We start from the raw sequence: 23,656 nt of genomic DNA on the forward strand, positions 1-23,656 counted from the left end.
TGGGATCAGTGGGCCGCGGCGGACGCCGAGGAGGCGGGCGCGGACGCCGGGGCGGGAGCAGCAGGCGCGGACGCCGCGCTGGCCGACCACGGCACCGGCGACACCGGCGCGCCCGGTACGAACATCTTCTGGAAGCCGTCGACGATGACCTGCTCACCCGGCTTCAGGCCGTCCAGCACCACCCAGTGGCTGCCCTGGGCGCCGCCCAGCTTGACCGTGCGGGGCTCGGGCTTGTTGCCGGCGCCGACCACCAGGACGGTGTCGCCCTGCGTGCCGCGCTTGACGCCCTGCTGGGGCACCAGCATGCCGGCCGGCATCTCGCCCTGGGCCAGGCGCACGCGCACGTACTGGCCGGGCAGGAGCTGGCCGTCGTCATTGGGCATCTCGGCGCGCAGCAGGACCTGGCCGGAGCCGGGGTCCACGCTCAGGTCGGTGAACAGCAGCTTGCCGGCCTTGGCCGATTCATGGCCGTCGTCCATCACGGCGCGGACCTGGGCGGCCGCGCCGTCCTTGCCGGCGGCGCGCAGCTGGCCCGAGGCCAGGGCGCGGCGCAGGCCCTGCACTTCGTTGGCGCTCTGGGTGAAATTGACGTAGACCTTGTCGGTCTGCTGGATCAGGGCCAGCTGGGTCGCCTCGACGGCGCTGACCAGGGCGCCCTCGGTCACCAGGGCGCGGCCGATGCGGCCGGAGATGGGCGCGCGCACGCTGGCGTACTCCAGGTTCAGGCGGGCGGTCTGCACGGCGGCCTTGGCGGCGGCCACGTCAGCCTCGGCGGCCTTGGCGGCGGCCACGGATGCCAGGTATTCCTGCTGGCTGATGGCCTTGGCCTCCACCAGTGGCTTGTTGCGCTCGGCCTGGGCCGCGGCCTGGCTGACATTGGCCTGGGCCTTGGCCAGCTGGGCATTGGCGCTGTCCAGCGCGGCCTGGTAGGGCGCGGCGTCGATCTGGAACAGGGGCTGCCCTTCCTTCACCAGGCTGCCCTCGGTGAACAGGCGCTTCTGCACCACGCCGTTGACGCGGGCACGGACCTGCGCCGTGCGCAGGGCTTCCACCCGGCCCGGCAGTTCCACCTGCAGGGTCACGGCCTGAGGCTCCACCTTGATCACGCCGACCTGGGGCGGCGGCATGCCGCCCGGGCCGCCCTGGGCGCCGGCCTGGCCGCCCCCGCAGCCCACCAGGGCCGCGGCCAGGGCCACTGCCAGAGGCATCAGGTACAGGGCACGCGCCCGGGGGGAAATCGAAAGATTCGAGGCCGTCACGGCGGCCATCTTGTTCTGGGACATCACGAGCAGTCCTTTCTGAGGCAATCACGGCCCCCAGTGTCGGAGGCAGCAAACACAAAACTGTCAGGAGCGCTGCCGGCACGGCGGGTGCAGGCACGGCCAGAGGCGAAAGCGCAGCATCTTGCTGCAGATCAAGCCTCAAGACCATGACGAAGAAGCCATGGCCATTTCGACAGCAGTGCGGCGCAGTATACATACATTCGTGTATGTATGTTTCATGGCGTGTGATCTACAATCCGCACATCATGGTCCGCAAAACCAAGCAAGAAGCCCTCGAAACCCGCCACCGCCTGCTGGACGCAGCGGAGCAGCTTTTCCATGAGCGCGGCGTTTCCCGCACCTCCTTGCAGGACATCGCCAGCGCCGCCGGCGTCACCCGCGGCGCCGTCTACTGGCACTTCCAGGACAAGGTGGAGCTCTTCACCGCCATGATGGACCGGGCCACCATGCCCCTGGAGGAAGGCCTGCTGCCCCAGGAGGCCTCCAGCCAGCCCATCACCCTCACCGACCTGCGCTGGGGCCTGCTCAACGTCTTCCACAGCTGCAGCCACAGCGAGCGCACGCGCCGCGTCTTCGAGATCGCGATGAAGAAGGTGGAGTTCAGCGGCGAGATGCAGGCGCTGCAAGCCCGCAAGCTGGCCAACCACCGCGCCTGGCGCAGCCAGAACGAGGATTGCTTCCGCGCCGCGCAGGCCACCGGCCAGCTGCCGCAGAGGCTGGACGTCTCGGCCGCCGCCATCGCCCTCGTCGCCCTGGTGGACGGCCTGATCCACCAGTGGATCATGGACCCCGCCGCCTTCGACCTCATGGCCATGGGCGAGGCCGCCATCGACCGCTTCATGGACAGCCTGGGCCAGAGCGGCACCCGGCTGCTGCCTCCCGTCACGGCCGAGGAACGCGCCCGCCTGGGCACCCAGGCCATCTGCCGCCCCACGCAGGACGGCCTGCACATCGCCCCTCCCGGCGCCGAAAAAGCCGTCCGCTGAGCCAGATTCACGCCCGCAATCTCCGGCAGCACATGGGGCCATGCCCCGGATCCCGCCTTGACCCGCGACAATAGCGGGTTGCCCGCGAGGGCTGTTACCTGCCCGCTCCTCGCCAGCCTCTCCAAGAACGCATCCGATGTCCGCCCACGCCACCCTCACCCCACCGAAGCCCGCCAAGCCGCTCAGCGGCTACAAGCCCTTCTGGGCCAAGCGCTTCGGACCGGCCCCCTTCCTGCCCATGAGCCGGCAGGAGATGGAGCAGCTCGGCTGGGATTCCTGCGACATCATCATCGTCACCGGCGACGCCTATGTGGACCACCCCAGCTTCGGCATGGCGGTGATCGGGCGCACGCTGGAGGCGCAGGGCTTTCGCGTGGGCATCATCGCCCAGCCCGAGTGGAACTCGGCCGAGCCGTTCAAGGCCCTGGGCAAGCCCAATCTGTTCTTCGGCGTGGCGGCCGGGAACATGGATTCCATGATCAACCACTACACCGCGGACCGGAAGATCCGCAGTGACGACGCCTACACCCCCGGCGGCGAAGCCGGCAAGCGGCCCGACCGCGCCAGCCTGGTCTACACCCAGCGCTGCCGCGAGGCCTACAAGGACGTGCCCGTGGTGATCGGCGGCATCGAGGCCTCGCTGCGCCGCATCGCCCACTACGACTACTGGCAGGACAAGGTCCGCCGCTCGGTGCTGGTCGACTCCAAGGCCGACCTGCTGGTCTACGGCAATGCCGAGCGCGCCATCGTCGAGATCGCCCATCGCCTGGCGCGGCGCCAGCCCATCGAGTCCATCACCGATGTGCGCGGCACCGCCTTCATGCGCCACCCGGACGATCCGGCCCTCGCCGGCTGGTACGAGCTGGACTCCACGACGGTGGACGCCCCCGGCCGCATCGACGAGATCCTCAACCCCTACGCCACGACCGAGGAAACGGCCGAGGCCAAGGGCGCGAGCTGTGCCAAGAGCGAAGGCACGGCTGACGCGGCCGTCCCGGCCGTCCAGCCCATCCAGATCGTGCGCCGCACCGTCTCGCGCGATGACGGCCGCGCCGTCACCACCCCGCGCGATCGCACCGTGATCCGCCTGCCCGCCTTCGAGCAGGTCAAGAGCGACCCGGTGCTCTACGCCCACGCCAACCGCGTGCTGCACCTGGAGACCAACCCGGGCAACGCCCGCGCCCTCGTGCAGCGCCACGGCGAGCGCGATGTCTGGCTGAACCCGCCGCCCCTGCCCCTCTCGACGCCCGAGATGGACCTGGTCTTCGACCTGCCCTACGCCCGCAGCCCGCACCCGCGCTACGCCGACGAGAACGGCAGCCACGACCACAGCACCAAGATTCCCGCCTGGGAGATGATCCGCTTCAGCGTGAACATCATGCGCGGCTGCTTCGGTGGCTGCACCTTCTGCTCCATCACCGAGCACGAGGGCCGCATCATCCAGAGCCGCTCGGAGGACTCCGTGATCCGCGAGATCGAGGAGATGCGCGACAAGGTCAAGGGCTTCACCGGCATCGTCTCCGACCTCGGCGGCCCGACGGCCAATATGTACCGCATCGGCTGCAAGTCGCCCGAGATCGAGGCAGCCTGCCGCAAGCCCAGCTGCGTCTACCCCGGCATCTGCCAGAACCTCAACACCAACCACGACCCGCTGATCAAGATGTACCGCCGGGCGCGTGCGCTGCCGGGCGTCAAGAAGATCCTGATCGGCTCGGGCCTGCGCTACGACCTGGCCATCCAGAGCCCCGAGTACATCCAGGAGCTGGTCACGCACCATGTGGGCGGCTACCTGAAGATCGCGCCGGAGCACACCGAGTCCGGCCCGCTGTCCAAGATGATGAAGCCGGGCATCGGCACCTACGACCGCTTCAAGCAGCTCTTCGAGGCCGCCAGCGAGGCCGCGGGCAAGAAGCAGTTCCTGATCCCCTACTTCATCGCCGCCCACCCGGGCACCTCCGACGAAGACATGATGAACCTGGCCGTCTGGCTCAAGCGCAATGGCTTCCGCGCCGACCAGGTCCAGACCTTCTATCCCAGCCCGATGGCCACCGCGACGGCCATGTACCACTCCAGCAAGAACCCGCTGAAGAAGGTGACCCGGGACAGCGAGGCCGTGGACATCGTGCGCGGCGAGCGCCGCCGCCGCCTGCACAAGGCCTTCCTGCGCTACCACGACCCCAACAACTGGCCCCTGCTGCGCGAGGCGCTCAAGGAGATGGGCCGGGCCGACCTCATCGGCAATGGCAAGCACCACCTGATCCCGACCTTCCAGCCGGCGACCGATGGCAGCTACCAGAGCGCGCGGCGCAAGAACTCCACGCCGACCTGCGGCAAGACCTCGGTGACCAAGCCCCTGGCCAAGGCAGCGAGCCCGCATGGGGCCTCGCCGCGCGGCGCCGCCGCCTCGGCCCCTCGCAAAGGCCAGATCCTGACCCAGCACACGGGCCTGCCGCCGCGGGTGACCGGCGCCGCCAAGCCCGGCGTGAGTCGCACGACGGGCGTCAAGCCAGCAGCAGCGCCAGGCACCCGGGCCGGCGCCAAGCCGGCCGGCCGCCCCGGCATGCCGTCAGCCCGCCCCGCAGGCAAGAAGCCGCGCTGAGGCGCTGCGCCCCCGGGCCCGGAGATCGCGTCGCGATGAGGGCCGGCTCAGGCCCCAGGCGCCTGGTTCGGCGCGGCGTTCGCCGCCGCCGGTGACTCGGCAGGCGCCGCATCGTGCCCGCCCGTGGGGCCCGCAGCAGGGTCCGCGGCGGGTCCGGCATCGCTTCCTGCGCCACGGCCCTGCGTCCCCGCGCCCCAGGCCCGCCACAGCCCGTAGGCCGTGCGCCCCAGCCTCAGCCAGGGCAGCCAGCGGCGCCAGCGCCTCTGCGCCGAGCGGGCACCCAGACCTGCGAGCAGACCCAGGCCCATCGCGCTCCAGCGGCCGGCGGGCGCCTGGGTCCAGGAGCGCCAGCGTTGCCACAGGCCCAGGCCCAGATCACCAACCGCCAGGGCGGGACGCAGCCGTGCGGCATCAGCGGCCAGCTCGGCACGCAGCTCGGCCTGGCGCAGGCGCAGCTCGAGCTGGCGCTGCTTCAGGGCGAGCCGACGGGCCTCAAACATCGGGACCTCCACGCAGCAGGGCGCGGTCACGCTGGAGCTCGGCCAGGCTCTGCTCGAACAGGCTGCTGGGTGCCGAGAGCCTGGCCAGGGCCCAGCGCCAGGCAGCCCAGGCGCCAAGCCCATAGAGCAGGGCCAGCCCCAGGGCCATCAGCCACTGCCAGGGCGCCGGCAGCACCCACACGAGGGCCAGGCTCAGCAGCCCCAGGGCCACCGCGCCCAGCACCAGGCACATCAGCAGGCCGGCGAGCCCGGAGAACAGGCGCAGCTTCTCCGCTTCCCACTCCGTGCCCAGCAGGGCCAGTCGCAGCTGCAGGCTCTCCAGCACACGGTCCAGGCTGCGGCGCAGCTGGCTCTCGAGGCCGGTGGCAGGGTTCTCGGGTGGGGCGTCCTGGGACATGCGGGCGGCGGGCGCAAGGGGCCCGCAGGATTGGCAACGATGTCATTGTGCGCCGCCCTCGGGCGGGCCCGCCCACAGTGTGGCGCGCAGGACGCAGGAGGCCCCGCCGGAGGCACCGGACAAACCCTGAAGCCGGGCGCGCACAGGGCGGCGTCCCTGGGGCGATCCCCGAGGCCGATCCGCTTTGCAGCCCCCGTGCTTTGCGAGATAGTCCGGGCTATGTGGTCTGTCGACTCCTCGCCGAATGCGGCACAACTCCACGCGCCACGGATGCCGGAAGCGCGGCCTTCGCGTGTAAGCTCAGGCCAGCCGTCGCTGCAAGCTGCCCGACCAGGCTGCTCCACCCATTGCGGGATTCGGGGCTGGCAGCGCAGCGACATCGTTTCCGCCGTACAGGATCCGCTTCATGCCTGAGAACCACAGCCTGGCACCAGCAACCGGCGTCCCCGAGGACGACGATGACCTGCTCGAGTTTCTGGACGGTCCCGAACATCACGACGAACATGAGGCCGGCAATGACCTGCCCCCCTGGCGCATCCTGATCGTCGACGACGACGCCGACGTCCACAAGGCCACCGAGCTGGCCATGCAGGGCCTGCGCGTCGAGGGGGTGCCCCTGAGCTTCCTGCATGCCGACTCGGCCGCCGCTGCGCGTGACATGCTGGCCCGCGAGCCCGACCTGGCCGTGGTGCTGCTGGACGTGGTGATGGAATCCGAGGATGCCGGCCTGCAGCTGGTGCGCTTCATCCGCGACGATCTCAAGCTGCGCGCCGTGCGCATCGTGCTGCGCACGGGCCAGCCGGGCTATGCCCCCGAGATCGAGACCGTCCAGTCCTACGACATCAACGACTACAAGACCAAGTCCGAGCTGACCCGCACCCGCCTCTACACGGTGCTGACGGCCGCGATCCGCTCCTACCGCCAGATCCGCGCGCTGGAGTCCAACCGCAAGGGCCTGGAGCTGATCGTCGAGGCCAGCACCGAGCTGAGCCGCCTGCATGGCATCAACCGTTTCGCCGAGGGCGTGGTCACCCAGCTCTGCGCCTTGCTGGGCATCCTGCCCGAGGGCCTGGTCTGCGCCCACATGAGCAGCGACGAGCGCCAGCCTGCACGCGTCATCGGCGCCGCGGGCCAGTACAGCAGCCTGATCAACTCCCCGCTGAGCGCCGTGAAGGTCAGCCGCATCCGCGAGATGCTGGAGCGCTGCCTGCATGAAAAGCGCAGCCTCTACGAAGACGTCACCTGCCTCTACTTCGGGCTCAGCGAAGGCCGGGCCATGGCGGCCATGGTCGACGTCGGCCGGCCCCTGGAGGAACTGGACCAGCAGCTGCTGCGGGCCTTCTGCTCCAACATCGCCGTGGGCTTCGAGAACGTCGTGCTCTACGGCCAGCTGCTGGACCATGCCTACAACGACCAGCTGCTGCACTTGCCCAACCGCACCCGCTTCATCGAGGTGCTGGAGCAGAACCTCAAGGCCCCCGAGGGCGTGACCCTGGCCCTGATCGACCTCGACGACTTCGCCGAGATCAACGACGCCTTCGGCCACCGCTTCGGCGATCAGGTCCTGCAGGCCGTGGTGCAGCGCATGAGCGACCAGCTCGGCTTCAACACCTCCATGGCCCGCATCTCCTCCGACGCCTTCGGCCTGCTGGGGCCGGAGGGCATGGTCAATGGCGATCGCATCCGCGCGCTGTTCGTCGAGCCCTTCGTGGTCGCCGGCGAGCGGCTGCAGCTGTCCGCCACCACCGGCCTGGTACGGCTGACCGAATCCGAATCCATCGGTTCCGAGCTGCTGCTGGACGCGCAGATCGCGCTCAAGCGTGCCAAGGTGCAGCACCGCGGCTCCTCGCAGTACTTCTCCTCCGCGATGGGCGTCGATGCCCGCGAGCGCTTCAAGCTGCTCAAGGGCCTGCGTGCCAGTTTCGAGGAGCGCCGCCTCTTCGTGGTCTACCAGCCGCAGGTGGACCTGGCCACCGGCCGGCCCATTGCCGCAGAGGCCCTGCTGCGCTGGCGCACGGCCGAGGGTCAGTTCGTGCCCCCGGACCAGTTCATCCCGCTGGCCGAGCAATCGGGCCTGATCATCAGCATCGGCGACTTCGTGCTGCGCACCTCCTGCCACCAGGTGCGCCGCCTGATCGACCAGGGCCACCGCGACTTCCGCATCGCGGTGAACATCTCGCTGGCCCAGTTCCGCCATGCCAGCTTCATCGACACGCTGAAGGCCGCGCTGACCGACGCCGGCATCAAGGGCAGCAGCCTGGAGCTGGAGATCACCGAGTCCATGGCCATGGAGGACATCGCGACCGTGCTGCGTGTGCTGGCCGAGATCCGCGAGACCGGTGCCTCGGTGGCCATCGACGACTTCGGCACCGGCTTCTCCTCGCTGAGCCAGCTGCGCCAGCTCCAGGTGGAGCGCCTCAAGATCGACCGCGCCTTCGTGCGCGAGGCCCAGCATTCCAGCGCCGGCAACACCATCGCACAGATGGTGGTGAACCTGGGCTGCGGCCTCGGCATGCGGGTGATCGCCGAGGGCATCGAGACCGAGGAGCAGCGCCAGCAGCTGCTGGCACTGGGCTGCCACGAGGGCCAGGGCTGGCTCTTCGCCAAGCCCATGCTCTCGGACGACCTCGAGCGCTGGCTGCAGCAGCCGCGCTGACATCGCCCGCCAGCCCTCCCGGGCCGTGAAGCGGCAGCGCCCTCGCGGCGCTGCCGTCCCCGTTCAGCGCCGCGCGATCAGCATGCCCAGCAGCAGGCCCACGCCGGCGGCCACGCCGATGACATGCCAGGGCTTCTCGTGCACGTAGGCGTCGGCGGCCTTCGCCTTCTCGACGGCCGTGGCCTGCAGGTCCTGCAGGCCGCGCCGCGCACGCTCCAGCGTGGCCTGCACCTTGGCGCGCAGCTCGGCTGAGCCTGCGCCCGTCTCGTTGACGGTGGCCCGCAGCAGGGACTCGGCCTCGGCAACCACCGCATGCAGATCCGCCATCAGGCGTTCCTTCTGGCCTTGACTCATTTCGCTCATCGTCGGCTCCTCATGAATCCCGTGGGACTGTGTTTGTACACCCGGTGCCAGGCTTGCGGTAGCCCGATGCCTCGGCGCCGGCAGGGCCTCTTGCTCTGGCTCAAGTCAGGTCCAGACGGTAGCCCACGCCGTAGACCGCGCTGAGGGGCTCCTGCGGCGGGCTCAGCTGGGCCAGCTTGCGGCGGATGTTCTTCACGTGGCTGTCGATGACGCGGTCGCTGACGTCGCGGAAGTCCTCATGCAGCTGCTCCAGCAGCTGGGCCCGGCTGAAGACCCGCCCGGGCTGGCGCAGCAGCAGGCGCAGCAGGCGGAACTCCAGCGGCGTCAGGTGCAGGGCCTGGCCCTGCCAGAAGAGGCGCTGCCCGGCTTCGTCCACCGCATAGCCGCCGTCCAGTGCCTGCGGTCCCGCCGCAGCCAGGCCTGGCAGACGGCCCTGGGCGCGGCGCAGCAGAGCCTTGACCCGCGCCACCGCCTCGCGCGGACTGAAGGGCTTGCAGAGATAGTCATCGGCCCCCAGCTCCAGGCCCAGCAGGCGGTCCAGCTCGTCCACCCGCGCGCTGACCATCAGCACCGGCAGAGCCGAGAACTGGCGCAGTTCCCGGCACAGGCTGAGTCCGTCCAGGCCGGGCAGCATGAGGTCCAGCACCAGCAGGGCCGGCGGCGACTGGCGAAGGAGGGTCAGGGCTTGCGCGCCGTCGCCGAGGATCCGGGTCGCGTAACCCGCGGCCTGCAGATAGTCCGCGAGCAGGGCCGCGATCTTGGCCTCGTCCTCGACGATGAGAATGCGCTGCGGATCCAGTCCCGGCGCGTTCATGCCCGCTCTCCGCCACCGGCCACCAGGGGCAGGCTCAGGCATTGAGCCAGGCCGCCCAGGGCCGAGGCTTCGGCATGGAGGCGGCCGCCGTGGCTCAGCGCCAGCGCGCGCGCGATGCTCAGCCCCAGGCCGCTGCCCCCGCTGGCGCGGCTGCGCGAGGCCTCGGCACGGAACAGGGGGTCGAAGAGCTGGCGCAGCTGCTGCGGCGGCAGGCCCGGCGCGCTGTCCTCGACCACGATCTGCACCTCCTCGCCACGCCGCCGCGCCCGCAGCAGCACGCGCCCCGGCGCATCGGTGTAGCGCAGGCTGTTCTCCAGCAGATTGCCCAGCAGCTGGGCGATGCGTTCGCCGTCCCAGCGTGCCGTGCCCAGCGAATCGTCGAGGTCCAGCTGCAGCTGCAGGCCCTTGGCCCGCAGGCGTTCCTCGACACGCTGGCCCGCCTGGCGCAGCAGGGCCGCCACGTCCACCGGCTCGAACTGGCAGGGCAGGCGGCGCAGGTCGGACATGGCCAGCAGGTGAAAGTCCTCGATCAGCCGGTGCAAGCGTTGCACCTCGTCCTGCAGCGAGGCCAGCGCCGCGGCGCTCCAGGGCCGCACACCATCGGCCAGGGCCTCCAGCTCGCCGCGCAGGATGGCCAGCGGCGTGCGCAGCTCGTGCGAGAGCTGGGCGATCCAGCGCCGGCGCTCGGTCTCCGTCTGCTGGAGAGAGGCGGCCATGGCGTTGAGGTCCCGCATCAGGGCGCCGATCTCGTCGGCCCGGTCTTGGGGCACGCGCACCGCCAGCTCGCCCAAGGCCATGCGACGGGCCGCCTGCTGGGCCTGCTGCAGGGGGCGCAGCCAGCGCCGCGCCAGCAGCAGCGCAAGGCTCAGCGCGACCAGCAGGCTGAGGCCGGCGACGGCCGCGATGCCCAGGGTCTGGCGGCGCAGGAACTGGCCGTCGATGTCATCGGAGACCTCGCTTCGGTCGGCCAGGAACAGGTAGGCCTGCGTCACCCCCTGGCGCTTCAAGGCGCGCCGCTGCCCGGCCTGCTGCAGCGCCTCGGGGCGCCCGGCCAGCCACTGCCCCTGGGCATCCAGCAGGACCAGGCGCTGGCCCAGGCGGGCGGGATCCCGCGGGGGGCGCGGCGGGCGGGGCGGTGGTGGCAGGGCCTGCGGCGGCCGCGGGCGGCGCAGCTGGGCGGGGGGCGCCTGGGCGTCGGGGGGGCCTGCCGGCCGGGCCTCGGGCGCTCGCGCGGCCGGGTCCTCGCCCAGGGGATCGGCGTCCTGCTGGGGCGCCGTGCGCTCCAGCCACTGGTGCATGAAGGCCCGCAGCTCGCGGGGCGGGAGGCCGTCCAGCCGGCCGAGGTCCGCCTCGGCCGCCACCATCAGGCGGTCCAGGACCAGGCCGTCCTGCACGCGCAGGTAGTCGCTGAAGCCGCGCCTCAGGTTCCAGACCTGCAGGGTGGCCATGGCACCGACCGCCAGCAGCACGGTCAGCGCCATCAGCAGGGCCAGCTGGTGCACGAGTCGCAATCGCATGGCCTCATCTTAGGCGGGTGGCCCGGCCGAATTGTGGAGCCCGTCTCCACAGTTTCTCCATGCTCGCTGCCCAATCGGCGCGCAGGCTGGAGGCCTTGCACACCACGGAGGAACGACCATGTCCCCACGCCCTCTCCTGCACGCCGTGCGGTCGGCACTGCTGCCCTTGCTGGCCCTGTGGCCCCTGCTCCCGGCGCAGGCCCAGACAGCGCCCGCCAGCCAGGCGTCCAGCCCGCGGGACGTCCCCCCCGCGCATTGCGGCACGCTGCCGCATCCGCCGCGACCGCCACGGTTGACGGAGCAGCAGCGCGAACGGCATCTGCAGAAGGCCCTGGGCCTGAACGCCGATCAGGCGCATCAGCTCGACGCCCTGCTGAGCCAGGCCCATGAGCAGCACCAGCCCCCCGACGAAGCCCGCCTGGCCCGCCTCCTGAATGCCGAACAGCTCAAGCGCCTGCATGAGCTCCAGCCTCCGCCGCCCCCGGAGCCCCCTGCCCCGCCGCCGCTGCCGGAGGCCCCTGCCTGCCAGGGCTGCGACAAGCCGACACGTTCCGCTCCGCCGGCCCGCCCGGCGGGCTGAACGCCTGCCCCGCGCCGGCCCTCAAGCTCCCCTACCTCGACAGGAGTCCCCCATGTTCAGCCTGCCCCTTGCCTTGCGCCCTCTCACGCTGGCCCTCGTCACCACCCTGCTTGCCGCCTGTGGCGGCGGCAGCCCGGGCACCGTGTCAAGCCCGGACAGCAGCGGCACCGCGGCCCGCGAGCAGGCCGAGGCCCTGCGCAGCCCGCCGCCCAGCCTCGCCAGCGTGGGCGAGCGGCTGTTCAACGAGACCCGGCTCTCGGCCAGCGGTCAGCTGTCTTGCGCCGGCTGCCACGTGGCGGCCCAGGCCCATGCCGACAAGGCCGGCGGCTTCCTGCCCGTCGGCGGGCTGGCCATGGACCAGCAGGGACTGCGCAGCAGCCCCAGCCTGCGCTACCTCAATGGCACGCCGGCCTTCAGCATCGACGACCAGGGGCGTGCCCATGGCGGCCTGTTCTGGGACGGCCGCGCCAATGACCGCGTGGCCCAGGCCCGCGGCCCGCTTTTTGCCGCCAAGGAGATGGCCAACGCTGACGTGGCCAGTTATGTGCGCAGGCTCCGCACGGCCGCGGCCTTCGCCGACCTCCTCGCCGCGAGCGGTCTGCCCGCTTCGGCCAGCGATGCCCAGCTGCTGGACGCCAGCCTGCAGGCCCTCGCCCGCTACCAGCAGCAGGACCCGGCCTTCGCGCCCTTCAGCAGCAAGTTCGACGCGGTACAGGACGGACGGGCCCGCTTCAGCGAGCAGGAAGCGCGCGGCTTCGCAGCCTTCACCGATCCCCGCAAGGGCAATTGCGCGGCCTGCCACAGCGCCAGCCCACCCGCCAATGCGCCGGCCGGCGCCCGGGCGCTGTTCACCAACCATGCCTACTTCGCGCTGGGCGTGCCGCGCAATCGCAGCGCCGCCACCCAGGATCCGGCCTTCCACGACCTGGGACTGTGCGGACCGCAGCGCAGCGACCTCAGTGCGCAGGCCTCGCTCTGCGGCAAGTTCCGCGTCCCCAGCCTGCGCAATGTGGCCCTGACGGCGCCCTACTTCCACAACGCCCGCTTCCAGACGCTGGAGGAGGTGGTAGGCTTCTACGCGACGCGAGACCTGGACCCGGCGCGCTGGTACCCCGTCGTCAATGGGCAGGTGCAGCGCTTCGACGACCTGCCGGCGGTCTACCAGGCCAATGTGCACCGCGGCCCGCCCTTTGACCGGCGGCCAGGCCAGCTGCCGGCCCTGAGCCCGCAGGAGGTCAGCGACATCGTCAGCTTCCTGAAGACACTCAGCGACGGCTTCCAGGTCCCGGCAGGACCGCAGAGCTGAACCCCGGGGCCGGGCGGGGCGGCTCAGCTGGACTTGGTGGCCTTCTCAGCCTTGGCACCCCTGGCGGCAGCTCGCCGCGCGCGCCAGCCCTTCAGGGCCTGGTGCCAGCCCTTGGCCCGCTCCAGCCACTCGCCGAACAGGCGCTCGGCCAGGCACAGGGCCGAAGTCCGCAGGCTGGCCTTGTACAGCAGCAAATGGCCGCGGATCTCGACCCGGTTGGAGGACTGGTGGCTGTGCGAGGGCGAGCTGTAGCCGAGGTCGATGGCGCTGAAGCGCCCCTCGCTGCTCAGGTCCTCGATGGCCAGGTACAGGATGGACGTGCCGATCGAGAAGCGCAGCATGGCCGGATCAGTCAGCACATTGTGCAGATGCAGGGTCTCGCCGTACTGCGTGGCGATCAGTGCCGCCACCGGCACGCCGCCCGACTGCAGCACATAGCAGCGCAGCATTCCCAGGCGGGCCATGGCCGCGAACTTCTCATGCGAGATCAGCACCGCCTTGACCTCGGGCGGCGCCAGGCGCTCGATGGCCGCGGCCAGCTGATCCAGGGACCCGGGCTGGTCGATGCGCAGCAGCTCCAGGGGCGCGTGCTCGCGCAGCAGACGGATCTGGCGCTTGAGGTTGTAGCGGTGCTTGCTGCCGAACTGGGCCAGGTAGGCGTTGAAGTCACCGGGCAGCGGGATCTTGTGGCATTCGCGCCAGCCGTTGAGCACGCAGATGCCGAGGTCGCGCTGGCTGGCCGCCAGCTGGTGCAGACTCTGCTGGCTGAGGCTTTGCTGCGGCAGGGCCGGCAGGGACAGCGCCACCACCCGCGGACGCTCGGCCAGCAGGAAGCGCACCATGCTCTCCAGCACGGCCGGCGATTCCTCGCCCAGCACGCCGCTGCCCATCACGGTGCCCACATGCAGGGAGCCCAGCTTCATCCGCCAGTACCGGACCTGCAGGCCCATGGCCAGGTCGCGGTAGCGGATCGGCGTGAGGGCCAGCAGGCGGCCGTCCGCGGCGTCGCGCACGGTGAGGATCTCGACCTCCGCACGGTCCTGGCTGGTGGCCCGGATGTATTGCAGGAACTCGGGGGACTGGTAGATGGGTTCCGGGCCGCTGCTGGCCGCCATCAGGGCCTGCCATTCACGCAGGAAGACGGGGTCGTGCTCGCGCTCGGTTTCCCACTGGACGCGATAGGGCTGCAGCCGTGCAGTGTCGCTCGCGCCCGGCCGGCGAGGAACGGCCGGCGACGCCGCAGGCGCATCTGTGCGGCACGCCCAGGCGCCCACTTCCGCACTTGAGATGTCGACCTGCTTCAGCACCTTTGCCCCACCCATTGCCATCTTCCGCCCTGCAGCCTCGCTCTTGCGAGCCGGCCGCGCCTCCCCTGTCCTTGAGCCATCGGCCTCGAAGGCCGGCACTGCCGTCGTCACCCAGAAACAAAGTGCAACGCTCTCGCAGTGGCGGCGATGATATGCGCGCCGACCACGCCGGCAGACCCTGCCAACGGCCTGTCCCTCCATTCGAGGGGACCCCACGATGTGCAGGTCCGCACACTTGATGCGGGATTGCGTCGGGGCTGCTTACGAGGAGGCCTTCGAGGGACCTTAGCACCCTGGAGAGAGGCAAACTTTCAAAGAGCTTTCAGCCGCGGAAAAATGAAAAAAGCCGGGCGGGCCCGGCTTTCGTTCGAGGGCAGCAAGCTGCTCAGGCAAGCAGTGCATCGGCCGCCACATAGTCGTAGCCCAGGTCGCGGGCCACGGCTTCGTAAGTGACCTGGCCCTGGGCCACGTTGAGGCCCGCCTTGAGGTGGGCGTTGTCCTTGAGGGCCTGGCGCCAGCCCTTGTCGGCCAGGGCCACGGCGTGGCCGATGGTGGCGTTGTTCAGCGCAAAGGTGGAGGTGCGGGCCACGGCACCGGGCATGTTGGCCACGCAGTAGTGCACCACGCCATCAACAAGGTAGGTGGGCTCGGCATGGGTGGTGGCATGCGAGGTCTCGAAGCAGCCGCCCTGGTCGATGGCCACATCGACCACGACGGCGCCCTTCTTCATGCGGGAGACCATGTCGCGGGTCACCAGCTTGGGGGCCGCGGCGCCGGGGATCAGCACGCCGCCGATGACGAGATCCGCCGCCAGCACGGACTCCTCCACGCTCTGCGCATTGGAGTACAGCGTGGTGATGCGGTTGCCGAAGACCAGGTCCAGCTGGCGCAGGCGGTCCACGCTCTTGTCCAGCACGGTGACGCGGGCGCCCAGGCCCACGGCCATCTGCAGGGCATGCGTGCCGACCACGCCGGCGCCGATGACGGTGACATGCGCCGGGGCCACGCCAGGCACGCCGCCCAGCAGCACGCCCATGCCGCCCTTGCTCTTCTCCAGGTGGGCCGCGCCGGCCTGGATGGACATGCGACCGGCGACCTCGCTCATCGGAGCCAGCAGGGGCAGGCCACCGCCAGGGCCGGTAATGGTTTCGTAGGCGATGCAGATGGCACCGCTCTTGACCAGGGCCGCGGTCTGCTCGGGATCCGGCGCCAGGTGCAGGTAGGTGTAGAGGATCTGGCCTTCGCGCAGCATGGCGCATTCCTGCGGCTGCGGCTCCTTGACCTTGACGATCATGTCGCTCTGGGCGAAGACGGTCGCGGCGTCCGGGGCGATCTGCGCGCCGGCGGCAACGTACTGCTCGTCGCTCAGGCCGATGGCGGCGCCGGCCTGCGTCTGCACCAGCACGCGGTGACCACGGCTGGTCAGCTCGCGCACGCTGGCCGGCGTCAGGCCGACGCGGTACTCATGGTTCTTGATTTCCTTCGGGCATCCGATCTGCATGGCTTGTCTCCTTGGTTGGCCTTGTGAGCCGTGATTCAGAAGCCATGGGTTTTACGACCGCCGCCCGCGCCCCCGCAAGCGCCATTCACCGATCTCGGCCCTTATTAGCCGCGCTTATGGCGCAGCGCAGCATGACCGGCGCGCCCTCTGCCGGCCCTCAGGCCGGTGTCCAGGACTCGATCTGCAGCAGCCCGCTTTCCAGCTGGCGCGCCCGGACCTGCAGGCGCTGCCCGAGCAGCGGCTCCAGCACCTCGTCACGGAAGTCATTGCCGCCCAGGCGGCGCACGGGCAAGACCTGACCCTCATCCAGGCGCAGCACCAGCCCCTGGCGCTCGCTCTTGCTGCCCGCGGCGAGCAGGCGGCGTTCCAGCCGGCCGGTCCAGGTCTGCAGGGGCAGGCTCATGCGGCGCCCTCACAAGCCGCGGGCGTGCAGGCGGCGCACATGCAGCAGCTCGCCGTCCTGCTCCGTGGCCACCAGGGTGACGAGCTGGCCGTTGCTGCGCCGGCCCTTGAGCACATGGATGCTGCGCGCTGGCATCCGGGGTCCCTGCTTGGCCGCCTGCAGCACGTAGCTGCGCCGGCGTACCTGGCGGAGATCCAGGCCGCTTTCCTTCGCCATGGCGCGCAGCACCTTCTCCACCGGCGCGGCGGGCTCCTGCTGGCTGTCACGCAGCTGGGGCAGCGATCGGCCCAGGTTCAGGCCCTCACGCTCCAGCCGCTCGCGACGCAGGCCCCGCACGCCGCGGTCCTGCACCTTGGCGAAGGCCGTCTTGAAGGCGCGGGTCTTGGCCAGGGCGTGGCTGGCAAAGCCCACCGGCTGCAGCGAGGGATCGCCCAGCAGGTAGAACTGCGCCAGGGTCTTGAGGTCCACCGGGTCGAGGTGGGTGCGCTCCCCCGCGAACTTCTGCCGCGCCTCCAGGGCCGCGCGGCCCAGCGAGGCGCCGGCCAGCACGCGCTGCAGAAAGTACTGGCAGATCAGGTCCGCGGAGCCGTTGCCCTCGCTGGGACCGTAGGCGATGGTGGTGCTGCCGAAGAAGCCGGCAGCGCCATCGGCCAGGTAGCTCAGTGCAATGCCCAGATGGCCTCCTGCGTCTTCGGGGTCGTAGAGTTGCGCGCCGTAGCAGCACTCGGCGGCAATCACCGTGCCCGCGCTGATGCGGTCGCGCAGCAGGCTGGCGCGGTGGGCCACCGGGTAGGCGTCTCCCTGCTGGCCGAGGTACTCGGGGCTGGTGTCGCCGCCATGGCAGTTGATGAAATGAACCCGCGGCGCCAGCTCGGCCTTGCTCCAGCGTGGGCCCTGGGGCGGCGCGATCTTCAGTTGCTCGCCCTGCCCGAACAGGTTGCTGAGGCTCAGCCGCGTGGAGGCCTGCCACTCGGCGGCGCTCAGGCCGAAGTAGGCATGGAACTGCTCCCGCGGCAGGGGCTTGGCCCGCGCCGCGGCGCGGATCAGCTGCAGCAGCAGGTCCGGCTTGCTGGCGCCGGGGATGTCCGGCAGGCGGCCCACCACGCGGCTGGGCCCCTGGAAGCGCGCGGGGTCCGTGCTGTAGGGCGCCTCGCAGGCATAGGGCAGGTCGCTGGGCACGGTCTTGTCGGTGTCGCCGTCATCGCCGGTGTAGGCCGGATTGAGCAGGGGCACCAGGGGCAGCACGTCCTGGGCGCCCAGCAGCAGGAAGTAGTGCGGCGCCAGCGTGCCGGCCAGGCCGTCGATGGCGGCCTTGAGGGCCTTCGCATCCGTGCGGGCCACGGGGGCCAGGCCATGGGCCTTCATCGCCGCCGTCTCGTCCACGCTCAGCACCTGGGTGTCGATGCCTCGGCGCCGGTCGGCCGTCACCAGGGTCTTGAGGGCCGCATCGATGCGTTCGAGGCCGGCCTTGCCGTACTTGCTCTTCAACGCGGCGCCGTGACGAAGAATCAGCTTGTCCATTCGATGAACTCCTGGTGAGTCGAAGCGCGCATTGTTGCGGTCGCGTGCCTGTCAGGACAAGGGCCTCTCCCTAGTTCATCCGGCCGCCCCATCCCGACGGGGGGCCGCCGCACGGCCACATGGCGCAGGGCCTGTCACCGGGGCATCAAAGTCGCTGGGCATCATCCAGGCTCCGACGACCCGCCCCGCGCGGTTTGCCACCGACCTTCGCCCTGGAGCCCCCATGAGACTGCAAAAGACCGATCTGGCCCGCCAGATGCTGGGCAGCCCCCGCCGCGACCTGCCGGCCGGCCATCGCATGCTGCTCATCACTGTGGACGGCCGCCGTGACCTGCGCCAGCTGCGCGAGCTGGCCCGCAACATGGGCCTGGACGCCAGCGTCGTCGAAGACCTCTACGGTCGCGGCCTGATCGCACCGATGGAGGCTGATCTGCAGGCACAGCAGGAGGCGCACCGCGCGGCCGAGCGCGAGCGCGCCCATCGCGAGGCCCTGGCCCGTCAGCAGGCCGCGACGCAGCAGGCACGGCAGCTCGCGCGGGCCAAGCTCTACGCCCTGGACCTGGTGGCGCGCATGCTGGTCGGCCAGGACGGCGAGCTGCGGGCCCTGGCCCGCCACATCGACAGCGAGGACGGCCTGCAGCTGTGGATCGAGGCCGCCGCCCAGCAGATCCGCGAGCGCTCCAGCGACGAGCGTGCCGAACGCTTCAAGGCGCGTGTGCAGGAGGAGATGGGCTTGGCGCTGGCCTGAGGGCGCGCGCCAGCCAGCGCAGGGTGCTCAACGCCCCGCTGCCCGGGCCTGTGCGGCACGGTCCTGCAGGGTCTTGAGCTCGCCCGAGCTGCGCAGCGCCTCGAAGGCCGCGGCAAAGCGCTGGAACAGCGCCTCGTTGACCTGGCGGTTGAAGGCGAAATAGCAGCCATAGCCCTTCTGCAGCACGTGAGCCACCATCAGCTGGCCCGCGTCCAGGCCCAGGCGGGCCGCCTGGTGCTGGTAAGGCAGGGACAGGCCCGCGACCATGTCCAGGTGACCGGCGTAGAGCATGCGCGTGGAGGTCTCGCTGCCGGGGGTCTGGTAGATGCTGCGCTCCGGCATGCCGGCCTCGCGCACCATCTTGCCGGCGGGCGAGCCCTTGATCACGCCGATGCGCAGGGCCCGGGCGTCCGGCGCATGGGGGCTGAAGTCCACGCCGCTGCTGCGCAGCGTCATCACCACCAGATCGCAGTCGTCCAGCGGCCCGACCCAGCGGTACAGCGGCTCGCGGGCCGGCGTGCGCACGACGACGTAGAGAAAGCTGTTGGGCAGGTCCTCCACCGTCTTCAGGCCGCGGGCGAAGGGCTGGATGCTGCGCTGCACGCGCAGCCCGCTCTGCGCGGCCACGCGGTCCAGGACCTCGTTGGCCAGGCCGACAAAACGCCCGCGCTCGAGATAGGTGAAGGGCGGCACATCCTCGGTGATGCCCAGGAGATCACCGGCCCGCGCGGCCGGGATCGCGCCAGGCATCAGCGCCGCGGCTGACGCCAGCGCAGCGAGGCTCCGACGCCATGCAGGGACTTCCATCATTGCCTCCCGGACGTCCGCACGCGCCCACGGGGCCGCATTGGGCGTCAGCGGACGCCTGCGGTCAAGCGCGGGACTGCCCCAGTGGCCGGCCCGCGGCACGTGGCGCCTGAGCCCTCAGCCCTGGCGCTTGGCCAGCAGCGCGCGCGCCACGCGCGAGACCGGCGGGCGGCCCAGCTGCTCGGAGATGTAGGCGCCAGCGTCGACCAGCTTGTCCAGATCGATGCCGGTCTCGATGCCCAGGCCATGGAGCAGGAAGACCACGTCCTCGGTGGCCACATTGCCCGTGGCGCCCTTGGCATAGGGGCAGCCGCCCAGGCCCGCCACGCTGCTGTCGAAGGTGTGGATGCCCATCTCCAGGCAGGCGTAGATGTTGGACAGGGCCTGGCCGTAGGTGTCGTGGAAATGGCCACTGACCTCGTGCAGTGGGTAGTGCTTCAGCGCCCGCTCCATCGCAGCCTGCACCCGCCGGGGCGTGCCCACGCCGATGGTGTCGGCCACGCCGAGGTGGTCCACGCCGATGTCCTTCATCAGCTGCACGACGCGCTCGACCTGGTCCGGCGAGATCTCGCCCTCGTAGGGGCAGCCCAGCGCGCAGGACAGGGCGCCGCGCACCTTGAGCCCGGCCGCATGCGCGGCTTCCACCACAGGCGCGAAGCGCTCGATGCTCTCGGCCACGCTGCAGTTGATGTTCTTCTGGCTGAAGGCCTCGGAGGCCGCGCCGAAGACCACGATCTCGTCGGGCTTCGTGGGCAGCGCCGCTTCCAGGCCCTTCATGTTCGGCGTCAGCACGCTGTAGCGCACGCCGGGGCGGCGCTCGATGGCGGCCATCACCGCCGTGTTGTCGCCCATCTGCGGCACCCACTTGGGGCTGACGAAGCTGGTGACCTCGATGTTCTTCAGGCCGGCGTCCTGCAGCATCGAGACCAGACGGGCCTTGTGCTCGGTGGCGACGGGCTGCTTCTCGTTCTGCAGGCCGTCGCGGGGGCCCACATCGACGAGGGTGACACGGTGAGGCAGGGTGCTCATGAAGGACTCCTTTGCAGACTTACTCGGCGGCCTTGAGCTTCAGCAGCTCGGCGCCATCGCCCACCTGGTCGCCCACGGAGAACAGCAGCTCGGCGACCACGCCATCACGCGGGGCGGTGATGGTGTGCTCCATCTTCATGGCCTCCATCACGGCCAGAGGCTGACCCTTGGTGACGGCGTCGCCGGGCTGGGCCAGGAAGGCCACCAGCTTGCCGGGCATGGGGGCCGTCAGGCGGCCGCCCTCGCCCTGCCCTTCGCCGGCATGGGCGATCACGTCGACCTCGGTCAGCAGGGCCGAGCCGGTGTCGGCGAACACCGCCACCTGCTCGCCCTGCTTGTAGGTCTTCACGGTGACGCGCTGCAGGCCCAGGCCTTCGCCCAGCAGCAGCTCGTGCTGCTCGGTGCCCGTGGAGCGCACGGCAAAGGCGATCGACTCACCGCCCACCGTCAGCGCCATGCCGCCCTGGTGATGGCGCGAAAGCAGCACCTCGTGATGCGCGTCGCCCTCCGCCAGGTCGAAGCGGCGGGCCGAGGCGCCGAAGAGGCGCCAGCCGTCGCGGCGGCTCCAGGGGTCGCTGCCCACGGTGGTGGCCTCCTCGGCCAGGGTGTGGGCCACGACGGCCGCGGCAGCCACGCGCAGGGGCAGACCCGGCTGGCCGAAGAGGGCGGCCTTCTCGCGCTCGATCAGCGCGGTGTCCAGGTCCGCACGGGCGAAGGAGGCGGTGGCCGCGCAGCGACGCAGGAAGGCGACGTTGGTCTGGAGGCCGACGATGTGGGTGTCACGCAGGCTGGCATCCAGGCGGGCCAGGGCCTGCTCGCGGGTCTCTCCCCAGACGATGAGCTTGGCCACCATGGAGTCGTAGAAGGGGCTGATCTCGTCGCCCTCGTCCACGCCCGAATCGATGCGGACATCACCACGCTGGAACTTCACATGGGCGGGCCAGCGGGCCACGCCCAGACGGCCGGTGGCGGGCAGGAAGCCGGCCTCCGGGTTCTCGGCGCAGATGCGGGCCTCGATGGCGTGGCCGTGCATGCGCAGCTCGTGCTGCTGGAGCGGCAGGGGCTCGCCCGCAGCCACGCGCAGCTGCCACTCGACCAGGTCCTGCCCGGTGATGGCCTCGGTGACGGGATGCTCCACCTGCAGGCGGGTGTTCATCTCCATGAAATAGAAGCGCCCGTCCTGTTCGGCGATGAACTCGACGGTACCGGCGCCCACATAGCCCACGGCCATGGCGGCGGCCACGGCGGCCTCGCCCATCTCGCGGCGGCGGGCCTCGCTCATGCCGGGGGCCGGCGCCTCTTCCAGCACCTTCTGGTGGCGGCGCTGCACGGAGCAGTCGCGCTCGAAGAGGTAGACGCACTGGCCGTGGGTGTCACCGAAGACCTGGATCTCGATGTGGCGCGGGCGCTGGACATAACGCTCGATCAGCACGGCATCGTCACCGAAGCTGTTGATGGCCTCGCGCTTGCAGGAGGCCAGGGCCGCGTCGAATTCCTCGGCCGCGTGCACCGCGCGCATGCCCTTGCCGCCGCCGCCGGCGCTGGCCTTGATCAGCACGGGATAGCCGATGCGGTCGGCCTCCTTCTTCAGCAGAGCGGGGTCCTGGTCCGCACCGTGGTAACCGGGCACCAGGGGCACGCCGGCCTGCTCCATCAGGCGCTTGGACTCGGCCTTCAGGCCCATGGCCTGGATGGCCGAGGCCGGCGGGCCGATGAACACGAGGCCCGCGGCGGCGCAGGCCTGGGCGAAGTCCTCGTTCTCGGACAGAAAGCCATAGCCCGGATGGATGGCCTCGGCGCCGGTGGCCTTCGCGGCCTCGATGATGCGCTGCCACTGCAGGTAGGAGTCCTTGGGCGCCGGGCCGCCGATCAGCACCGCCTCGTCGCAGGCCTGCACATGGCGGGCGCGCGCATCGGCCTCGGAATAGACCGCCACGGTCTTGACGCCCAGCCGGCGTGCGGTGGCCGCGACGCGGCAGGCGATTTCGCCGCGATTGGCGATGAGGATCTTCTTGAACATGGCGGTGACTCCGGTTTTCTTTTGATCAGCGGGCGGCCGGTAAGCCGCAGTGTGCATCTGAAGGGCTGGATGGCCTCTTGGATCCAAAGACTCAGTTCGAGTGGCAGAACGGCTTGCAAAGCGCTGACTTGAGTCCAGCGGCGCCCGAGGATCCGGCTTTGCCGGGCCTGCGGGCTCAGCCCCTTCGTGGGGCCGGCGAAGCCGGTAGGGGGAGGGTCAAGCCGCGGCGCTGCAGCCGCGCAGGGTGCCGACAGGGGCCGGCTCCGCGGCATTGAGGCGGATCTTGGCTTCCTTGCCGTGGCCCTCGGACAGCTCGGCCTCGGTCGCGCAGTGCATGCCCAGGCGGTCCAGCAGCGCGCGGTCCTTCTCGGCCTGCGGGTTGGAGGTGGTCAGGAGCTTGTCGCCGTAGAACATGCTGTTGGCGCCAGCCAGGAAGCACAGGGCCTGCAGGCTCTCCGGCATCTCCTCGCGGCCGGCCGACAGGCGGACCATGGCGCGCGGCATGATGATGCGGGCCACGGCGATGGTGCGCACGAACTCGAAGGGATCGAGCTGGGCCGTGCCCGACAGCGGCGTGCCCTCGACCTGCACCAGGTTGTTGATGGGCACGGACTCCGGATACGGGTCCAGATTGGCCAGCTGCACCAGCAGGCCGGCACGCTCGCGGCGCGTCTCGCCCAGGCCGACGATGCCGCCGGAGCAGACCTTCAGGCCCTGCGCGCGCACACGCTCCAGCGTGTCCAGGCGGTCCTGGTAGGTGCGGGTGGTGATGATCTGGCCATAGAACTCGGGCGAGGTGTCGAGGTTGTGGTTGTAGTAGTCGAGGCCCGCACTCTTCAGCTTCTCGGCCTGGCCATCCGCCAGCATGCCGGCGGTGAGGCAGGTCTCCAGCCCCAAGGCCTTGACCTCGCTGATCATCTCGCCGATCGCCTCGATGTGGCGCTCCTTGGGCGAGCGCCAGGCGGCGCCCATGCAGAAGCGGGTCGCGCCGTTGGCCTTGGCGGCGCGGGCAGCTTCCATCACCTCCTGCAGTGGGATCAGCTTCTCGGCCTTGAGGCCGGTGTCGAAGTGGGCCGACTGCGGGCAGTAGGCGCAGTCCTCCTCGCAGCCGCCGGTCTTGATGGACAGCAGCGTCGAGAGCTGGATCGCGTTGGCATCGAAGTGCTCGCGGTGCACCTGCTGGGCGCGGAAGAGCAGGTCGTTGAAGGGCAGCTCGAAGAGCGCCGCGACCTCGTTGACCGTCCAGGGCTTGGCGTTGCGGCGCTCGGCGTCGGTGGTGGGCGTCAGCGACTGGATCTGGTTGGTGGTCTGGGTCATGG

At 70.6% G+C, this 23,656-nt stretch carries 20 protein-coding genes; 6 read left to right on the forward strand and 14 right to left on the reverse strand.

Translation table 11 applies throughout. The features are described from left to right. Positions 1-5: 5 nt before the first annotated feature. Entirely contained in the window at positions 6-1,283 is a 1,278-nt protein-coding gene (locus tag O9Y01_RS05040; protein WP_269630390.1) for an efflux RND transporter periplasmic adaptor subunit, read from the reverse strand. 245 nt (positions 1,284-1,528) lie between these two features. Between O9Y01_RS05040 and O9Y01_RS05045 the strand changes: the two genes are divergently transcribed. Continuing rightward, a complete protein-coding gene (locus O9Y01_RS05045; RefSeq protein ID WP_269630392.1) occupies positions 1,529-2,269 on the forward strand; it encodes a TetR family transcriptional regulator in 741 nt (246 codons plus the stop codon). Between the two features lie 136 nt (positions 2,270-2,405). Next, entirely contained in the window at positions 2,406-4,868 is a 2,463-nt protein-coding gene (locus O9Y01_RS05050) for a YgiQ family radical SAM protein (RefSeq protein WP_269630394.1), read from the forward strand. 47 nt (positions 4,869-4,915) lie between these two features. On the opposite strand, the gene O9Y01_RS05055 is transcribed toward O9Y01_RS05050, so the two are convergent. Continuing rightward, positions 4,916-5,368, reverse strand: a complete 453-nt coding sequence (locus O9Y01_RS05055; RefSeq protein ID WP_269630396.1) for a hypothetical protein — start codon at positions 5,366-5,368, stop codon at positions 4,916-4,918. Next, positions 5,361-5,765, reverse strand: coding sequence for a phage holin family protein (locus tag O9Y01_RS05060; RefSeq protein WP_269630398.1), 405 nt, complete (start codon positions 5,763-5,765; stop codon positions 5,361-5,363). Before O9Y01_RS05060 ends, O9Y01_RS05055 begins: the two co-directional genes overlap by 8 nt. 406 nt (positions 5,766-6,171) lie before the next feature. Here O9Y01_RS05060 and O9Y01_RS05065 point away from each other — a divergent pair, with 406 nt between their 5' ends. Then, the gene (locus O9Y01_RS05065) at positions 6,172-8,421 is read left to right on the forward strand and encodes a putative bifunctional diguanylate cyclase/phosphodiesterase (RefSeq protein ID WP_269630400.1); all 2,250 of its coding nucleotides are present in this window, start codon (positions 6,172-6,174) and stop codon (positions 8,419-8,421) included. A 63-nt stretch (positions 8,422-8,484) separates the two neighbouring features. Here the strand turns inward: O9Y01_RS05065 and O9Y01_RS05070 are convergent, their stop codons facing one another. The 3 genes from O9Y01_RS05070 to O9Y01_RS05080 form a co-directional block, all read right to left on the reverse strand. Further along, positions 8,485-8,784 (reverse strand): DUF883 family protein, encoded by a 300-nt coding sequence (locus tag O9Y01_RS05070; protein ID WP_269630402.1) that lies wholly within the window; start codon positions 8,782-8,784, stop codon positions 8,485-8,487. Between the two features lie 100 nt (positions 8,785-8,884). Further along, positions 8,885-9,598, reverse strand: a complete 714-nt coding sequence (locus O9Y01_RS05075) for a response regulator (RefSeq protein ID WP_269630403.1) — start codon at positions 9,596-9,598, stop codon at positions 8,885-8,887. Then, on the reverse strand, positions 9,595-11,115 hold the full coding sequence (locus tag O9Y01_RS05080; RefSeq protein ID WP_269630404.1) for an ATP-binding protein: 1,521 nt from the start codon (positions 11,113-11,115) through the stop codon (positions 9,595-9,597). The genes O9Y01_RS05075 and O9Y01_RS05080 overlap by 4 nt, the downstream gene beginning before the upstream one ends. 118 nt (positions 11,116-11,233) lie before the next feature. On the opposite strand from O9Y01_RS05080, the gene O9Y01_RS05085 reads away from it, so the two are divergent. Further along, on the forward strand, positions 11,234-11,695 hold the full coding sequence (locus O9Y01_RS05085; protein WP_269630405.1) for a hypothetical protein: 462 nt from the start codon (positions 11,234-11,236) through the stop codon (positions 11,693-11,695). Positions 11,696-11,747: 52 nt separating this feature from the next. Next, entirely contained in the window at positions 11,748-13,001 is a 1,254-nt protein-coding gene (locus O9Y01_RS05090) for a cytochrome-c peroxidase (RefSeq protein WP_269630406.1), read from the forward strand. A gap of 23 nt (positions 13,002-13,024) precedes the next feature. Here the strand turns inward: O9Y01_RS05090 and O9Y01_RS05095 are convergent, their stop codons facing one another. The 4 genes from O9Y01_RS05095 to O9Y01_RS05110 form a co-directional block, all read right to left on the reverse strand. Further along, positions 13,025-14,323, reverse strand: coding sequence for a GNAT family N-acetyltransferase (locus O9Y01_RS05095; protein WP_269630407.1), 1,299 nt, complete (start codon positions 14,321-14,323; stop codon positions 13,025-13,027). Positions 14,324-14,693: 370 nt separating this feature from the next. After that, the gene (ald, locus tag O9Y01_RS05100) at positions 14,694-15,809 is read right to left on the reverse strand and encodes an alanine dehydrogenase (RefSeq protein WP_269630408.1); all 1,116 of its coding nucleotides are present in this window, start codon (positions 15,807-15,809) and stop codon (positions 14,694-14,696) included. 157 nt (positions 15,810-15,966) lie between these two features. After that, on the reverse strand, positions 15,967-16,212 hold the full coding sequence (locus O9Y01_RS05105; protein WP_269630409.1) for a hypothetical protein: 246 nt from the start codon (positions 16,210-16,212) through the stop codon (positions 15,967-15,969). Between the two features lie 9 nt (positions 16,213-16,221). After that, the gene (locus O9Y01_RS05110) at positions 16,222-17,733 is read right to left on the reverse strand and encodes a C25 family cysteine peptidase (RefSeq protein ID WP_269630410.1); all 1,512 of its coding nucleotides are present in this window, start codon (positions 17,731-17,733) and stop codon (positions 16,222-16,224) included. A gap of 223 nt (positions 17,734-17,956) precedes the next feature. Here O9Y01_RS05110 and O9Y01_RS05115 point away from each other — a divergent pair, with 223 nt between their 5' ends. Further along, positions 17,957-18,481, forward strand: a complete 525-nt coding sequence (locus O9Y01_RS05115; protein WP_269630411.1) for a hypothetical protein — start codon at positions 17,957-17,959, stop codon at positions 18,479-18,481. 27 nt (positions 18,482-18,508) lie between these two features. On the opposite strand, the gene O9Y01_RS05120 is transcribed toward O9Y01_RS05115, so the two are convergent. The 4 genes from O9Y01_RS05120 to bioB form a co-directional block, all read right to left on the reverse strand. Then, positions 18,509-19,231 carry a substrate-binding periplasmic protein gene (locus O9Y01_RS05120; RefSeq protein WP_269630413.1) on the reverse strand — a complete coding sequence of 241 codons (723 nt, stop codon included), beginning with the start codon at positions 19,229-19,231 and terminating at the stop codon, positions 18,509-18,511. Between the two features lie 174 nt (positions 19,232-19,405). Then, positions 19,406-20,317 (reverse strand): hydroxymethylglutaryl-CoA lyase, encoded by a 912-nt coding sequence (locus O9Y01_RS05125; protein ID WP_269630414.1) that lies wholly within the window; start codon positions 20,315-20,317, stop codon positions 19,406-19,408. A gap of 19 nt (positions 20,318-20,336) precedes the next feature. After that, positions 20,337-22,337 (reverse strand): acetyl/propionyl/methylcrotonyl-CoA carboxylase subunit alpha, encoded by a 2,001-nt coding sequence (locus O9Y01_RS05130; RefSeq protein WP_269630415.1) that lies wholly within the window; start codon positions 22,335-22,337, stop codon positions 20,337-20,339. 216 nt (positions 22,338-22,553) lie between these two features. Next, complete coding sequence (bioB, locus tag O9Y01_RS05135) at positions 22,554-23,654, reverse strand: biotin synthase BioB (protein ID WP_269630416.1); 1,101 nt, start codon at positions 23,652-23,654, stop codon at positions 22,554-22,556. Positions 23,655-23,656: the final 2 nt, after the last annotated feature.

This window comes from Pelomonas sp. BJYL3 (assembly GCF_027257975.1).
Lineage (GTDB): Bacteria > Pseudomonadota > Gammaproteobacteria > Burkholderiales > Burkholderiaceae_C > Roseateles_B > Roseateles_B flavus.